Genomic DNA, 15,569 nt, shown 5'->3' with positions numbered 1-15,569 from the left:
GAGGGCGGAAAAGACAGGACGAGGGGCGAAATCAGTACGACAGTAGGAAGTACCCGCGAGGGGCGAAGCCCCCGTTCCCGGCGGACGACCGGGGACGGGGGCTTCTTCGGTTACTGGGGCGTTGCCTCAGTGGGAGTGGCCGTGGGAGTGACCGGCGGCCGCCGGCTCCTCCTCTTCCTTCTTCTCGACGACCAGGGTCTCGGTCGTCAGGAGGAGGGAGGCGATGGAGGCGGCGTTCTCCAGGGCGGAGCGGGTGACCTTGACCGGGTCGATGACGCCGGCCTTGACCAGGTCGCCGTACTCGCCGGTGGCGGCGTTGAAGCCCTGGCCCTTGTCGAGCTCGGCGACCTTGGAGGTGATGACGTAGCCCTCCAGGCCGGCGTTCTCGGCGATCCAGCGCAGCGGCTCGACGACCGCGCGGCGGACCACGGCGACACCGGTGGCCTCGTCGCCGGTCTTGCCCAGGCCGCCCTCCAGCACCTTCGCGGCGTGGACGAGCGCGGAGCCACCACCGGAGACGATGCCCTCCTCGACCGCGGCGCGGGTCGCGGAGATGGCGTCCTCCAGACGGTGCTTCTTCTCCTTCAGCTCCACCTCGGTGGCGGCGCCGACCTTGATCACGCACACGCCGCCGGCCAGCTTCGCGAGGCGCTCCTGGAGCTTCTCGCGGTCCCAGTCGGAGTCCGTGTTCTCGATCTCGGCCTTGATCTGGGCGACGCGGCCGGTGACGGCACCGGAGTCACCGGCACCGTCGACGACCGTGGTGTCGTCCTTGGTGACCGTGACACGGCGGGCGGAGCCCAGCACGTCCAGGCCGACCTGGTCGAGCTTGAGGCCGACCTCCTCGGAGATGACCGTGGCGCCGGTGAGGACCGCCAGGTCCTCCAGCATCGCCTTGCGGCGGTCGCCGAAGCCGGGGGCCTTGACCGCGACCGCGTTGAAGGTGCCGCGGATCTTGTTGACGACGAGGGTGGAGAGCGCCTCGCCGTCGACGTCCTCGGCGATGATCAGCAGCGGGCGGGAGGCGTTGCCCTGGATGATCTTCTCGAGCAGCGGGAGCAGGTCCGCGATGGAGGAGACCTTGCCCTGGTTGATGAGGATGTAGGGGTCCTCCAGGACGGCCTCCATGCGCTCCTGGTCCGTCACAAAGTACGGCGACAGGTAGCCCTTGTCGAAGGCCATGCCCTCGGTGAAGTCCAGCTCCAGACCGAAGGTGTTGGACTCCTCGACGGTGATGACACCGTCCTTGCCGACCTTGTCCATCGCCTCGGCGATGAGCTCGCCGACCTGGCTGTCCTGCGCGGACAGACCGGCGACGGCCGCGATGTCGGCCTTGTCGTCGATCGGGCGCGCGGTGGCGAGCAGCTCCTCGGAGACGGCGGCGACGGCCGCGTCGATGCCCTTCTTCAGGGCGGCCGGGGAGGCACCGGCGGCGACGTTGCGCAGGCCCTCGCGGACGAGCGCCTGGGCCAGCACGGTGGCGGTGGTCGTACCGTCACCCGCGATGTCGTTGGTCTTGGTCGCCACCTCCTTCACCAGCTGGGCGCCGAGGTTCTCGTACGGGTCGTCGAGCTCGACCTCGCGGGCGATGGTGACACCGTCGTTGGTGATGGTGGGTGCGCCGAACTTCTTGTCGATGACGACGTTGCGGCCCTTGGGGCCGATCGTCACCTTGACCGTGTCGGCAAGCTTGTTGACGCCGCGCTCGAGGGCGCGACGGGCGTCCTCGTCGAACTTCAGGATCTTCGCCATGGGAGCGGTTCAGCCCTCTCGGAAAACGTGGGTGAAACGAGCCGCGCCCCCGGCGCCCGGCTTCATAAGGTCGCGGGGGCCAGGGGCGCAGCTCAAAGCAGAATGTGCTTGAGGTGACTACTTCTCGATGATCGCGAGCACGTCGCGAGCCGAGAGGACGAGGTACTCGTCGCCGTTGTACTTCACCTCGGTGCCGCCGTACTTGCTGTAGAGCACGACGTCGCCGACCTTGACGTCGAGCGGCAGGCGCTCGCCGTTCTCGAAACGGCCCGGGCCCACGGCGAGGACAGCACCCTCCTGGGGCTTCTCCTTCGCGGTGTCCGGGATGACCAGGCCAGAGGCGGTGGTCTGCTCGGCGTCGAGCGGCTGGACCACAATGCGGTCCTCGAGCGGCTTGATGGCAACCTTGGAGCTGGTGGTCGTCACGATCCGACCTCCCCCTTCGGAGATCTCACGGGGTTAACTGTCTGAGGTGGCGACCAGGTGGATCCGTCGTCGCGGGTGCCGGACCTGCCCGTCGCGTTGTTGGCACTCTCATCTGCCGAGTGCCAGAGCCGAGACTATGACCGCGATTAGCACTCGGTCAAGCGGAGTGCCAATTACCTGCGGCGCGGCGCCGAAAAAACGGTGACCGGGGCCGCGGTGAACGCCCCTGGGGCTGCCGCCCCCGCCCCCCCGCTTTCACCTTCGGCCTCGTCCCCGAACGCCGCACGGGCCGGGAACTCGAACGCCTGACGGGCCGGGAACCGAACGCCGCACGGGCCGGGATGCGGCGCCTGCCGGTCCTACAGGTAGTCCTCCAGCCGCCCCACCGTCAGGCCGTTCTCCTGGACCCGGCGGAGCAGGCGGGTGGTGCGTTCGCGCAGGGTCAGGCCCGTGGCCTCGTCCGGGCCGACCAGGACGATGTCGCCGGGGCGCAGCTGCTTCTCACCGCGGCGGTACGCGATCCCGTCGGCCGTCATCGCCGCGCGCCACAGGACCACCGCCGTCACCCCGCAGTCGGCCGCCGCGTGCAGGGTGGTGGTGTCGTACGTGCCGTAGGGCGGGCGGAAGAGGCGGGGGCGGATGCCGAAGCGGGACTTGAGTTTCTCCTGCTGGCCGCAGATCTCGGCGCGCTGGCCGGCGTAGGGCAGGCCGGGCATGGCCGGGTGGTCGAGGGTGTGGTTCTGGACGCTCGCGCCGACCTCCTGGAGGCGGGCGAAGTGGCCGTAGCCGGGGCCGACCACGCTGTCCGTGAGGAACATGCTCACCGGGAGCCGCAGTTCACGGACCATGTCCACGAACCGGGGGTCCTTCTCGGCGCCGTCGTCGTAGGTGAGGAAGACGACCTTGTCGGTGGTGGGGACGTGGTCGACGACCGGGGGGAGGGCCGTGCGGAGGGCGAGCGGGTGGAGCGGGGGGTGCGGCGCCGGGAGGAGGGGGGCGGTCAGGCCCCAGTGGCGGTAGAGCTGTTCGCCGGCCGGGCCGTGCGGCCGTACCCGGTCGGCCGCCTTCTTGCCCAGCCGTTCGATCGGGTCGACGGACTGCGCGCAGCCCGCCAGGAGGAGGGCGGCGGTCAGCAGCGCGGCCGCCGCCCTCGGCCGGCTCACAGGTAGTCCTCCAGGCGCGCCACCGCATAACCCTCGCGGGTGACCTTGTTCAGAAAGCGGCGCATGTCGTCGATCATCGTGCCGTCCCAGTCGTCCTTGCCCCGGAAGTGCGTGAGCACGATGTCACCGGGGTGCAGGCCGCGGTCCCACTCGCGGTACTCCCAGTGGTCGACGAACACCTCCTCGTCCCAGATCGGCGCGTACTTGATGCCGCAGGACTTGGCGGCGCGCAGGGTGTCGCCGTTGTAGTTGCCGTAGGGCGGCCGGAAGACCGTCGGCGCCTTGCCGAACTGCTTCTTCATGATCGCCTGCATGCCGCAGATCTCGTCCCTCTGCTCCTCGTAGGACAGGCCCGGCAGATACGGGTGGGTCAGGGTGTGGTTGTTCAGGGTGTGGCCCTCGGCCTGCATCGTGCGGAAGAAGCCGTAGTCGTCCTTGACCAGGTAGTTGCTGAGGAACGCGGTGTAGGGGATCCGCAGGTCGTTCATCATGCGGAGGAACCGCGGGTCCTTGTTCCAGCCGTCGTCGATGGTGAGGAAGACGATCTTCTGCCTGGTCGGGATCGTGGTGAAGACCGGGGGCAGGTCGTCCTCCTCCTGCCCGTCCACCTCGAAGCCGTCGCGCGCGGTGATCCTCGGCTTCATCTTCGGCGGGGCCGGGGGCCGCAGCGGGACCGCGTCCAGGCCCCAGCGCCGGGCGGCGGCGACCCGGGCGGCGTGGGAGTCGGGGGCGGGCGCCGCCCGGTGCGGCTGCTGGCCGGCGGCGGGACGGGCGGTGGAGCCGGTGTCCGGCCCCGCGCAGCCGGACATCAGGGCGGCCGCGGCCAGCAGGCCCGCCATACCCGCCTTCAACCCATTTTTGTCATTTTGTACGACTACTCGCATGGCGTCGGATCCTTCCAGGCCCTCCCCCGGAACCGGCGCCGACACCGCCGCCGGAGGCGAACCATCCACCGACTGGCCGACAATGACCCGGTGAACGACCTCCTCGCCCCCCTCCTCTCCCCCGAGGGCCGCGCCCTCCTCGCCGAGGTGCGCGGCACCGCCCCCGCCGACGAACTCGCCGTGGCCACCCGGCTGCGCCGCACGCACCCCGCCGAACTGGTGTCGGCGGCGCTCACCCAGGCCCGGCTGCGGCAGCGGGCGGCGGCGAAGTTCGGGGAGGCGGACGCGGACCGCATGTTCTTCACGCCGAACGGGGTCGAGCAGTCGACGCGGGCGAGCGTCGCCTCGTACCGGGCCCAGCGGCTGACGGCGCTCGGGGTGACCTCGGTCGCCGACCTGTGCTGCGGGATCGGGGGCGACGCGATCGCGCTCGCGCGGGCCGGGATCCGGGTGCTCGCCGTGGACCGGGACCCGGTGACGGCGGCCGCGGCGCGGGCGAACGCCGACGCGCTGGGGCTGGCCGGCCTGATCGAGGTCCGGGAGGCGGACGTCACGGAGGTGGACACGGCCGGCTACGACGCCGTGTTCGTCGACCCGGCCCGGCGCGGCGGCCGCGGCCGCATCTTCGACCCGGAGGCCTACTCGCCGCCCCTGTCCTGGGCGATCGAGGCGGCCCGCGGGGCGGCCCGCACCGCCGCGCTGAAGATCGCCCCCGGCGTCCCGCACGAGGCGGTCCCGGCGGATGCCGAGGCGGAGTGGATCTCGGACGCGGGCGACGTGAAGGAGGCGGTGCTGTGGTTCGGGACGGCGCCCGGGGCGGTCCGCGCCACCCTGCTGCCCGGCCCGCGCACGCTGCTCGGCCGGGGCCTGCCCGATCCTCGGGTCCGTCCCGTGGGGCGGTACCTGTACGAGCCCGACGGCGCCGTCATCCGCGCCCATCTGGTCGCCGAGGTGGCCGAGGAGCTGGACGGCGGGCTCGTCGACCCGACGATCGCGTACATCACGGCCGACGAACTGCGCGCCACCACCTGGGCGACGCCGTACGAGATCACCGACCGGCTCCCCTTCAACGTGAAGAAGCTGAAGGCGCTGCTGCGGGAGCGCGGGGTCGGCACCCTGACCGTGAAGAAGCGCGGCTCGGCCGTGGAGCCGGAGGAGCTGCGCAGGAAGGTCAAGCCGCAGGGGCCGAACGCGGCGACCGTGTTCCTGACCCGGGTGGCGGGGGCGCCGACCATGCTCGTCGGCGCCCCCCCGCGGCCGGCTACTGGTGCTGGGCCGTCCTGAGCGACGTCGGGTTCCGGTCGGTCGCCCGGCCGGACTTGGTGGCGGCCGAAGCGGGCTCACCGGCGTCCGTGCGCAGCGCGAAGGTGCGCGCGGCCGAGGCGACGCCGTTGAAGTACGGCCGGTACTCGAAGTCGTTGCCGCTCGCGCTGATCGACGAGCCCGCCGTGTTCAGCGCGCCCGCCGTGACCGAGCCGGTGTCGCCGAAGGCGACCACGGACTGGGTGCCGGCGGACTCGCGCAGCAGATAGCTCTTGACCTCGTCGGACAGGGCGGGCCGGGAGGTCCACAGCACGGGCCCGTAGACGTTCATCGCCGAGCCCGCGGAGACCCCGTCCCGCCAGGAGCCGGCGTAGGCGACGGCGGCCTGGCCGGGGGTGGTCCACCAGAACTTGGCGAGGGCCACCGAGAGGGCCTCGCTGTTGGCCCCCGTGATCGGGTAGTAGTAGTACGTCGACGGCCACTTGGAGAACGACGCATGGGTCAGCGCGTACTTCGCGTCGGCCCCGACCGTGATGACCATGGTCTTGGCCGGGTTGAGGCTGTTGAGGTACGACTTCACCGCCGACGTCAGCGACTTGCCGCTGGTCAGGACCACGCTGCCGGTGCTGCCGGTGCCGTCGGCGCCGGCCGCGGCGGCCGCCGGGAGGGCCGCCTGGTAGTCGGTGCCGCTGGCCAGGAAGACGTACGTCGGGCTGGTCGTGACCGTCTTCGCCACCTTGACCGAGGTGTCGTAGCGGTCGGTGCCGGAGACCCGCTTCGGGACGTAGCCGAGGGACTTCAGCTGGGTGGAGACGTTGGTGGTGAGGACCGAGGTCCCGCCGACCATCCAGACGTTCGCGCCCTTCTTCAGGGTGCGCTTCAGCTCGTTCTTCACCGCCGTCGACAGCCCGGTCTTCACGGTCGTCAGCACCGGGCCCTGCCGCTTGCCGGCCAGTGCGGTCGCGACGGGCGCGTCGGCCGAGTCGTCCTGGCCGAGCAGCACGGCGGACTTGGCGTCCAGCAGGCCCGGCTCGCTCTGGCCGACGGTGTTCCAGCTCCAGCGCGAGGAGGCGATGTCGGTGGCGTTCGCGTCGGCGCCCCAGACCCGGGCGGTGGTGTTCTTGCGGACCGGCTGCCAGCTGGGGTTGACGCCGAAGTTCTGTCCGGCGGTGTCCGCGACCTTGGTCAGCTCGCCGGTGGCCACGTCCGCGTACTCGACGGTGTGCACGTCGCCGCTGTCGGGCGAGGTGTGCGCGTCGAAGACGATCCGGGTGCCGGTCGGCGACCAGGACGGGTTGGCGTACGAGCGCGGTCCCGTCGTCAGCTGCTTGACACCGGTGCCGTCCGCGTTCGCCGTGAACACCTGGTAGTTGCCGTCGGTGTCCTTGCGGACGAAGGCCAGCCTGGTGCCGTCGGGCGACCAGTCGGGCTGCTCGGCGTCGGTCAGGACGCGCTTGACCGTCTTCGCGTCCGAGTCGTAGACGTAGACGCCGGCGTTGTCGTAGCAGCCGTAGGCGACGTTGCGCTGGAAGGCGACCAGACCCGACGCCGGGTTCACCGTCGGGTGGGTGTCGCAGACGGTGGACGGCTCCAGGGTGCTGCTGAGCAGCGGCTCGGGGGCCCACGACCCGTCCGAGGGGCCGTAGACGAGCTGGCCACCGGTGGAGAAGACGACGTACCGGCCGTTCCAGCCGTAGGCGAGGTCCTCGTAGACGGCGCTGGAGCGCACGCCGTCCGCCCAGGGAAGGGTGATCTTGGTGGAGCCGCTGGGACGGTAGCTGGAGATCTGGCCCGCGCTGGTGACCAGCCGGCTGCCGTCCGGCGCCCAGGCGGCGTAGTCGCCGCCGACGCCTGGAATCTGCGTGGTTCTGCCCGTCGCCGGGTCGATCAGCATGCCCCCGTCGACGAGGATCTTGCCCTCGGTGCCGGGCCAGTTGCCGGCGTCGTCGGCGACGGCACCCGGCGCGAGCGCCAGGGTGCCCGTCGCGGCCAGTACGGCCGCGGTCGCGAGCGCCGCCGTACGGCGGCGCGTGAACATTCTCAAGTTGTCGACCCCCCATGGTCGGTACAGCCCCTGTACAGGAGCCGGGTCACTGTAGTGGCCAACTAGTTGCCATGGGAACAGAGTTGCGAGTGAACAGCTGTGTGCCTCCAGGTTACGCAGCGCACTCCCGTGCCCTGGCCAGCAGCAGCTCCCGCTCCCGCTCGTTGCGTGCCAGACCCGCCGCCCGTTCGAACTCCGCGCGGGCCTCCGCCGTACGCCCGAGGCGGGCCAGCAGGTCACCTCGCACGCTGGGCAGCAAGTGGTAGTCGCGCAGGGCCGGTTCGGCCGTCAGCGGGTCCACGATCGCCAGCGCCGCCGCCGGGCCGTCCGCCATCGACACGGCCACCGCCCGGTTCAGCTCGACGACCGGGGACGGGGACCGGGCCGCCAGCAGGCCGTACAGGGTGGCGATGGACCTCCAGTCGGTCTCCTCGTAGGTGTACGCGTGCGCGTGACAGGCCGCGATGGCCGCCTGGAGCGCGTACGGCCCCGGGGCGCCCGTCGCCGTGGCCTCCGCGCGGGCCAGCGCCCTGATGCCGCGGGCGATGAGCATGCGGTTCCAGCGGCGGCGGTTCTGGTCCCCGAGCAGGACGGGGGTGCCGTCCGGGCCGGTGCGGGCGGCCGTGCGGGCGGACTGGAACTCGAGGAGCGAGGTGAGGGCGTGCACCTCCGGCTCCTTCGGCATCAGCGAGGACAGCACGCGGGCCAGCCGCAGCGCGTCCTCGCACAGCGACGGGCGCAGCCAGTCGTCGCCCGCCGTGGCCGCGTACCCCTCGTTGTGGATCAGGTAGATGACGTCGAGCACGGAGCCGAGCCGGGCCTCGCGGTCCGGGCCGTAGGGCACCTCGAAGGCGATGTTCCTGGTGGCGAGGGTGCGCTTGGCGCGGACGATGCGCTGGGCGACGGTCGGCTCGGGGACGAGGAAGGCGCGGGCGATCTCGGCCGTGCCCAGACCGCCGAGGAGGCGCAGGGTGAGGGCGGTGCGGGCCTGAGGCGACAGCACCGGGTGGCAGGCGGTGAAGACCAGGCGGAGCAGGTCGTCGTCGATGCCGTCGGGGTCGGCGGGCAGCTCCGGCGGGGGCACGTCCGCGAGGCTCCGGCCGATCTCCCGGAGCTTGCGGGTGTAGTTCTCCCGGCGCCGGACCAGGTCGACGGCGCGGTGGCGGGCGGTGGCCATGAGCCAGGCGCCCGGGTTGTCGGGCACCCCGTCCCGGGGCCACTGCTCCAGGGCGGCGACGAGGGCGTCCTGCGCCAGTTCCTCCGCGATGCCGACGTCCCGGACGATCCGGGCGACGCCGGCGATCACGCGGGGCGACTCCAGACGGAAGACGGTCTCGATGGCGTGCCGGGCATCGGCGTCGACGGAGGGCTGTGTGCTCACAGCCCTCCATTCGACACCCCCGGACGGCGGTACGCCAGGAGGGTCAGCCCTCCGCGATCTCCCGCACCTCGCAGGTCACCGTCCAGAACTCCTCGTGCACCTTGAGGAACCGCTTGGTCCACTCCAGGGCCTCGGCCATGTCCTTGCACTGCATGATCGCGTAACCGCCGACGACCTCCTTGGACTCGGTGAACGGCCCGTCGGTGACGGAGATCTTCCCGCCCTCCCAGTGCACCCGGGTGCCCTGGGCGGTCGGCGTGAGCCCCGCGGTGTCCAGCATCACGCCGGCCTTGGTGATCTCCTCGATCAGCTCGCCCATCCGCTGCATCAGCTCCTGGCTGGGGCCTTCGGCGGGGGCGGCGGACTCGTCGATCTTCACGAGCGACAGGTAACGGGGCATGGTGGCTCCTGGGATTCCGGTGCGGTGCGGGGTCTCTCCCCGCATCTCACCCTTGCGTCGAACGCGCCGGGACCGGATCGACACACGCGCCGGAATTTCCCGAAGTTTTTTCCGCACCGGTGACAGGGCCGGTGACAGGGCCGGTCACAGGTCCTAGCGCAGTGACTTCCACAGGTCGCTCGCCTCGGGCTCGTCGGCGACCACCCGGTTGGGGTCGGAGGGTGCCGTCACCACGGGCATCATCACCGTCTTGAGGTGGTCCGAGGTCAGGCCCTTGAGGCTCTGGCCGAGGCGCATCAGCTCGCTGAGCGAGTCCAGGCCCGTGTCGGTGGTGAGGCTGGAGGTGACCGCGTCGGCGACCTCGTAGAGCTTGGCCGGGTTGGTCAGGAGGCTGATGGAGGCCATCTGGTCCAGCAGGGCCTTGACCAGTTTCTGCTGGAGGCCTATCCGGCCGAGGTCGCTGCCGTCGCCTATGCCGTGCCGGGTGCGGGCGAGCGCCAGGGCCGTGGTGCCGTCGAGGTGGTGGGTGCCCTTCTTCAGGTGCAGATGGCTGTCGTCGTCGTCGATGTCCTGGTCGGTGGTCACGGTCACCCCGCCGAGCGCGTCCACCAGCTTGGCGAAGCCCGAGAAGTCGATCTCCAGGTAGTGGTCCATGCGGACGCCGGTGATCGACTCGACCGTCTTCACCGCGCACACCGCCCCGCCCACCGAGTAGGCGCTGTTGAACATCGCGCCGTAGGCGGCGGACGTCGAGCCGCCGGAGGACAGCGGGCAGGAGGGGCGGGTGACCAGGGTGTCGCGGGGGATGCTGACGACGGTGGCCGACGTCCGGCCGGCGTCGACATGGACGACCATCGCCGTGTCGGAGCGGGCGCCCGAGCTGTCGCCGCCGCCGAGTTCCTGGTTCTCCTTGCCGCTGCGCGAGTCCGAGCCCAGCACCAGGATGTTGACGGAGCCGGTGGGCAGCGGGGACGCCGACGCGGACGCGGTGGCCGTCGGCGTCGTCACCGCCTTCGCCGGGCGGTCGTCCCCGAGCGCGCTGTTGATGTCGACGCTCTTGATGTTGTCGTTGAGGTGCCAGTAGACCCACCCCGCGCCCGCGACGCCCAGCGTCATGACCCCCGCCAGGGTGAGGCCGACGATCTTCAGCCCTCTCGACCGCCGGCCCGCCCGTCTGCCCGCGCCGCCTTGCTCCTCGTGTCCCGTCACGAGACAGGAACGTAAGTCCGAATTATTAGGGGACTGTTAGCGCGAGCGCCGCGAAGAGGTTTTCTTCGGAAAATCTCACCCTTCTCAGACCGGACTCAGTGTGACCGTCGGCACCGGATTGCTGCCGCTCCAGGACGCGTTGAACCCGAAGGTCACCGAACTCCCGTCCGCCACCGTCCCGTTGTAGGAGGCGTTCGCGCAGGACACGGCCGCGCCCGACTGGGTGCAGACGGCGTTCCAGGCCTGGGTGATCTGCTGCCCGGCACCGTACGTCCAGTTCACCTTCCAGGAGGTGAGGGAGGCGCCCGAGCAGGAGATGGTCACCTGGCCGGTGAACCCGGTGTTCCACTGGCTGCCCACGCTGTAGGCGGCCGAGCAGGCACCGGTCGGCGGCGGTGTGGTCGTGGTCCCGCCGAGCGCCTCCGCGATCCCGTAGTACGCCGGTTTCGGCACGTAGTTCGCGTCGTACGGGGTTGCCGCCCCGTACCCCGGGAAGGTGCTGTCCACCCAGGAGTCGGAGTCGGTGAAGCCCCACACCGTGACGTTGACGCAGCGGCTCACGGCCACGCACGCGGCCAGCACCGACTTGAAGTCGGCCTTCTGCTGGGCGAGTTTGGCGGAGTCGGAGGGCAGTGCCATCCGGATGTCCAGCTCGGTGATCGCCACGTCGACACCGAGGTCGGCGAAGCGCTGGATGTTCTGCTGGAGGGTCGAGGGCACCTGGCCGAGGATCAGGTGGGCCTGGAGGCCGACCCCGTCGATCGGGACGCCCGCCGCCTTCAGGGACCTGACCAGGTTGTACAGGGCCGTGGACTTCGCGTTGACGCCCTCGGCGTTGTAGTCGTTGATGTACAGCTTGGCCGCCGGATCGGCCGCGTGAGCCCAGGTCAGGGCGTTGGCGATGTAGTCGGCGCCGAGGCCGTTGTACCAGAGGGTGGAGCGGTAGGTGCCGTCCTCGTTGAAGGGCTCGTTGACGACGTCCCAGGCGGCGATCCTGCCCTGGTAGCGGCCGACCTCGGTGCTGATGTGGTTCTGCAGCAGGCTGCTCAGCTGGGCGGAGGTCCAGGTGCCGTTCGTCAGCCAGCCGGGGTTCTGGCTGTGCCAGACCAGGGTGTGGCCGCGTACCTGCTGGTTGTGGGCCTGCGCGAAGGCGACGATCTGGTCGGCCTCGGTCCAGTTGAAGCCGCCCTGGGTGGGCTCGACCGACCCCCACTTCATGGCGTTGCCCGGGGTCAGCGAGCTGAACTGGGCGCCGGCGACGTCGCCGTACGTCCCGGTGAGCTTGGCGCCGGTGACCGCGGTGCCGATGACCTTGCCCTTGGCGGCGGCGAGGTCGCGCAGCGGGGTGTCGGCGGCGTGCGCCGCGGGCGCCGTGAACAGCAGTGCGGCGCCGGTGACGAGTGCCGCCAGGGACAAGCCCGTGGACAACCGGGTGGACAAGCGGGTCGACAAGCGGGTGGACAAGCCTGTTCTCAGAGATCTCACTGCGGGTGCCTCCGAAACTTTCGGTCGTACAACCGATTGGCTTCGGTGGAGTGTGGAGACGCCCGCACCACCCGTCAATACGTCAACTTCCGGCCAGCCGGTCTCACCCGGCCGCGGGCGCCGCCGTGCTCGACCGCACCACCAGGCTGGTCGCGAGCTCCACCCGGGTCGCGGTGGTGGCCTCCTCCGCCCGCCCCATCTCCAGCACCAGCCGGGCCGCCGCCTCGGCCATCTCGGTGAGCGGCTGCCGTACGGTCGTCAGCGGCGGCCCCACCCAGCGGGCCACCGGCAGATCGTCGAACCCGACGATGCTCACGTCCTCCGGGATCCGCAGCCCCAGCTCACGCGCGGCCTCGTACAGCCCGAGCGCCTGGAGGTCGTTGCCGGTGAAGACGGCGGTGGGCCGGTCGGGCATGCGCAGCAGCTCCAGGCCGAGCCGGTAGCCGGCGTCGTGGTGGAAGTCCCCGGCCTTGACCAGGCCCTGGTCGACGGGGAGCCCGGCGGTCTCCAGCGCGGCCCGGTAGCCGTCCACCCGGGCCCGGCTGCACATCATCCGGGCCGGCCCGCTGATCGCCCCGATGCGCCGGTGCCCCAGTTCGACCAGGTGCCGGGTCGCGGCCAGGCCGCCCTGCCAGTTCGTCGCCCCGATCGAGGGGACGTCGGGCCCCGGGTCCCCCGCCGGGTCCATCACCACGAACGGGATCGACCGGCTCAGCAGCAGCGCCCGCTGCGACTCGTCCAGCCCCGACAGCACCAGCACCACCCCGTGCGGCCGCCGCGCCGCCACCTGGTCGGCCCAGGTCCGCCCCGGGGTGAGCCGCCCGGCGCTCTCGCTGAGCACCACGCTCAGCCCGGCGTCCCGGGCCACGTTCTCCACCCCCCGGATGACCTCCATCGCCCAGGCGCTCTCCAGCTCGTGGAAGACCAGGTCGATCAGCGGCGACCGGGAGGCCTCGGCGCGCCGGCGCCGGTAGCCGTAGGCGCGCAGCAGCTCCTCGACCCGGGTGCGGGTCGCCGGCGCGACATCCGCGCGCCCGTTCAGGACCTTCGAAACAGTCGGAGCGGACACGCCGGCCTCACGGGCGATTTCGGCGAGTGTCGCCGTCTGCGTTTCTGCGGGCTTCGGAGGCGTCATGCCCGCGATCGTATCCCTGCGCTCCCCCTTGACGAAGACCTGCGCACGCCATAGGTTCCCGGAACATTCGGTGTGTTGTACGAAACATTCGTGACGGGAGTTTCATGACCACCGCTCCTTGGCGAGACCCCGCACTGCCCGCCCCGGCCCGCGTCGACGACCTGCTCCCCCGGATGACCCTGGAGGAGAAGACCGCCCAGCTCTACGGCGTGTGGGTGGGCGCCGCCACCGACGGCGACGGGGTCGCCCCGCTGCAACGCGAGATGACCGCCGACTACGTCTGGGACGAGCTGGTCACCCTCGGCCTCGGCCAGCTGACCCGCTCCTTCGGCACCGCCCCTGTGGACCCGGCGCTGGGCGCGCGCGCACTGGCCCGCGCCCAGCGCCGGATCACCGCCGCCGGCCGCTTCGGCATCCCGGCGATCGCCCACGAGGAGTGCCTGGCCGGCTTCACGGCCTGGCAGGCGACGGCCTATCCGGTCCCGCTCGCCTGGGGCGCCGCCTTCGACCCGCCGCTGGTGGAGGAGCTGGGCCGGAGCATCGGCGCGGACCTGCGCTCGGTCGGCGTGCACCAGGGTCTGGCCCCCGTCCTGGACGTGGTCCGGGACCCGCGCTGGGGCCGGGTCGAGGAGACGATCGGCGAGGACCCGTACCTGGTGGGCACGATCGGCACGGCCTATGTCCGGGGCCTGGAGTCGGCCGGGATCATCGCCACGCTGAAGCACTTCGCGGGGTACGCCGCCTCGGCCGGCGCCCGCAATCTGGCCCCGGTGCGGGCCGGGGTACGGGAGTTCGCGGACGTCACCCTCCCCCCGTTCGAGATGGCGCTGCGCGAGGGCGGGGCCCGTTCGGTGATGGCGGCGTACAACGAGACGGACGGTGTCCCGGCGTCGGCGGACCCCCGTCTGCTGACCGAACTGCTCCGTGACGACTGGGACTTCACGGGAACCGTCGTCGCCGACTACTTCGGCATCGGCTTCCTGCAGACCCTCCACCGGGTGGCGGGCACGGAGGCGGAGGCGGCCCGTCTCGCGCTGGCGGCGGGTATCGACGTCGAACTGCCGACCCTCAAGTGCTACGGCCGCCCGCTGGTGACGGCGGTGCGGGAGGGCACGGTCCCCGAGGTCCTGGTGGACCGGGCGGTCCGCCGGGTGCTGCTCCAGAAGTGCGAACTGGGGCTGCTGGACGCGGACTGGGATCCCGAGCCCCAGGGCCCGGTCGACCTCGACTCGGCGGCCAACCGCGGCCTGGCCCGCCGGCTGGCGGAGGAGTCGGTGGTCCTGCTGGACAACCCGGACGGCGTCCTGCCGCTGGCCCCCGGCACCCGTGTCGCGGTGGTCGGCCCGCGCGCGGCCGACGCCCTGGCCATGCTCGGCTGCTACTCCTTCCCGTCGCATGTCCTGACCCACCACCCGGAGGTCGACCTGGGCATCGCCATCCCCACCGTCCTGGAGTCGCTGCGCGCCGAACTCCCGGACGCGAAGGTGACGTTCGCCGAGGGCTGTGACGTCTCCGACCCGGACACCGCGGGCTTCGAGGAGGCGGTGGCGCGCGCCGCGGAGGCGGACGTGTGCGTGGCGGTGCTCGGCGACCGGGCGGGCCTGTTCGGGCGGGGCACGTCGGGCGAGGGCTGTGACGTCGCCGATCTGTCGCTGCCCGGCGTCCAGGCCGACCTGCTGGACGCGCTGCTTTCGACGGGCGTCCCGGTGGTCCTGGTCCTGCTCACCGGGCGCCCCTACGCGCTGGGCCGCTGGCAGGGCCGGCTCGGCGCGGTGGTGCAGGCGTTCTTCCCCGGGGAGGAGGGCGGCCCGGCGGTGGCGGGCGTGCTGTCGGGCCGCGTCAACCCCTCGGGCCGGCTGCCGGTGAGCGTCCCGCGGGTGCCCGGCGGCCAGCCCTGGACCTACCTTCAGCCCCCGCTCGGCCTGGCGGGCGAGCTCAGCAACCTGGACCCGACCCCGCTGTACCCGTTCGGGCACGGCCGCTCGTACACGACGTTCGCGTGGGACCTCGTGTCGCAGGCCACGGCCGGGATCGGCACGGACGGTTCCTACGACGTGACCGTGGCGGTCCGCAACACCGGTGACCGGGCCGGCACGGAGGTCGTGCAGCTCTACCTGCACGACCCGGTGGCGTCGGTGACCCGCCCGGACGTCCGCCTGATCGGCTACCGGCGCGTGGACCTGGCGCCGGGCGAGTCCCGCCGGCTGACCTTCCGCTTCCACACCGACCTCTCGGCGTTCACCGACCGGGAGGGCGCACGGGTGGTGGAGCCGGGCGGGCTGGAGCTGCGGGTGGGCGCTTCGAGCACGGAGGTCCGAGCCGCGGTGCGGCTGCAACTGACGGGTCCGGTGCGGCGGTTGGGCCCGGACCGGATGCTGCGCTGCGAGACGGAGGTGGTGTGACCGCCGGGGCGCCGCAGACGGCTTC

At 71.7% G+C, this 15,569-nt stretch carries 12 protein-coding genes; 2 read left to right on the top strand and 10 right to left on the bottom strand.

Annotation, left to right across the window (positions count from 1 at the left end):
* Positions 1-126 precede the first annotated feature (126 nt).
* The 4 genes from groL to ACFWXC_RS21270 form a co-directional block, all read right to left on the bottom strand.
* On the bottom strand, positions 127-1,752 hold the full coding sequence (gene groL, locus ACFWXC_RS21285; protein WP_384480805.1) for a chaperonin GroEL: 1,626 nt from the start codon (positions 1,750-1,752) through the stop codon (positions 127-129).
* Between the two features lie 117 nt (positions 1,753-1,869).
* On the bottom strand, positions 1,870-2,178 hold the full coding sequence (gene groES / locus ACFWXC_RS21280; RefSeq protein ID WP_066995800.1) for a co-chaperone GroES: 309 nt from the start codon (positions 2,176-2,178) through the stop codon (positions 1,870-1,872).
* Positions 2,179-2,537: 359 nt separating this feature from the next.
* Positions 2,538-3,341 (bottom strand): polysaccharide deacetylase family protein, encoded by an 804-nt coding sequence (locus ACFWXC_RS21275; RefSeq protein ID WP_384480803.1) that lies wholly within the window; start codon positions 3,339-3,341, stop codon positions 2,538-2,540.
* Positions 3,338-4,225: a polysaccharide deacetylase family protein gene (locus ACFWXC_RS21270; RefSeq protein WP_384480801.1), complete on the bottom strand. Its 888-nt coding sequence runs from the start codon at positions 4,223-4,225 to the stop codon at positions 3,338-3,340. The genes ACFWXC_RS21275 and ACFWXC_RS21270 overlap by 4 nt, the downstream gene beginning before the upstream one ends.
* Positions 4,226-4,315: 90 nt before the next feature.
* Between ACFWXC_RS21270 and ACFWXC_RS21265 the strand changes: the two genes are divergently transcribed.
* Positions 4,316-5,509: a methyltransferase domain-containing protein gene (locus tag ACFWXC_RS21265; protein WP_384480799.1), complete on the top strand. Its 1,194-nt coding sequence runs from the start codon at positions 4,316-4,318 to the stop codon at positions 5,507-5,509.
* Here ACFWXC_RS21265 and ACFWXC_RS21260 read toward each other — a convergent pair.
* The 6 genes from ACFWXC_RS21260 to ACFWXC_RS21235 form a co-directional block, all read right to left on the bottom strand.
* Positions 5,487-7,526, bottom strand: a complete 2,040-nt coding sequence (locus ACFWXC_RS21260; protein ID WP_384480797.1) for a cell wall-binding repeat-containing protein — start codon at positions 7,524-7,526, stop codon at positions 5,487-5,489. The two genes, ACFWXC_RS21265 and ACFWXC_RS21260, sit on opposite strands and share 23 nt — an antisense overlap.
* A 118-nt stretch (positions 7,527-7,644) precedes the next feature.
* Positions 7,645-8,913, bottom strand: coding sequence for an RNA polymerase sigma factor (locus ACFWXC_RS21255; protein WP_384480795.1), 1,269 nt, complete (start codon positions 8,911-8,913; stop codon positions 7,645-7,647).
* Positions 8,914-8,956: 43 nt separating this feature from the next.
* Positions 8,957-9,313, bottom strand: coding sequence for a YciI family protein (locus ACFWXC_RS21250; protein WP_351693607.1), 357 nt, complete (start codon positions 9,311-9,313; stop codon positions 8,957-8,959).
* 153 nt (positions 9,314-9,466) lie between these two features.
* A complete protein-coding gene (locus tag ACFWXC_RS21245) occupies positions 9,467-10,429 on the bottom strand; it encodes an LCP family protein (protein ID WP_384480943.1) in 963 nt (320 codons plus the stop codon).
* Between the two features lie 177 nt (positions 10,430-10,606).
* Positions 10,607-11,938, bottom strand: a complete 1,332-nt coding sequence (locus ACFWXC_RS21240; protein WP_384480792.1) for an endo-1,4-beta-xylanase — start codon at positions 11,936-11,938, stop codon at positions 10,607-10,609.
* 172 nt (positions 11,939-12,110) lie between these two features.
* A complete protein-coding gene (locus tag ACFWXC_RS21235) occupies positions 12,111-13,142 on the bottom strand; it encodes a LacI family DNA-binding transcriptional regulator (RefSeq protein WP_384480790.1) in 1,032 nt (343 codons plus the stop codon).
* Between the two features lie 104 nt (positions 13,143-13,246).
* On the opposite strand from ACFWXC_RS21235, the gene ACFWXC_RS21230 reads away from it, so the two are divergent.
* Positions 13,247-15,544, top strand: coding sequence for a glycoside hydrolase family 3 N-terminal domain-containing protein (locus ACFWXC_RS21230; protein WP_384480788.1), 2,298 nt, complete (start codon positions 13,247-13,249; stop codon positions 15,542-15,544).
* The last annotated feature ends 25 nt before the right edge of the window (positions 15,545-15,569 follow it).

The organism is Streptomyces sp. NPDC058683, assembly GCF_042716195.1.
In the GTDB taxonomy this organism is placed as follows: Bacteria; Actinomycetota; Actinomycetes; order Streptomycetales; family Streptomycetaceae; genus Streptomyces.
This window is presented reverse-complemented; position numbering and strand designations above follow the sequence as displayed.

Coding starts and splice junctions, on each gene's coding strand:
- groL (WP_384480805.1), bottom strand. CDS start 1,752: ATGGCGAAGATCCTGAAGTTCGACGAGGACGCCCGTCGCGCCCTCGAG.
- ACFWXC_RS21270 (WP_384480801.1), bottom strand. CDS start 4,225: ATGCGAGTAGTCGTACAAAATGACAAAAATGGGTTGAAGGCGGGTATG.
- ACFWXC_RS21260 (WP_384480797.1), bottom strand. CDS start 7,526: ATGTTCACGCGCCGCCGTACGGCGGCGCTCGCGACCGCGGCCGTACTG.
- ACFWXC_RS21250 (WP_351693607.1), bottom strand. CDS start 9,313: ATGCCCCGTTACCTGTCGCTCGTGAAGATCGACGAGTCCGCCGCCCCC.
- ACFWXC_RS21245 (WP_384480943.1), bottom strand. CDS start 10,429: ATGACGCTGGGCGTCGCGGGCGCGGGGTGGGTCTACTGGCACCTCAAC.
- ACFWXC_RS21235 (WP_384480790.1), bottom strand. CDS start 13,142: ATGACGCCTCCGAAGCCCGCAGAAACGCAGACGGCGACACTCGCCGAA.
- ACFWXC_RS21230 (WP_384480788.1), top strand. CDS start 13,247: ATGACCACCGCTCCTTGGCGAGACCCCGCACTGCCCGCCCCGGCCCGC.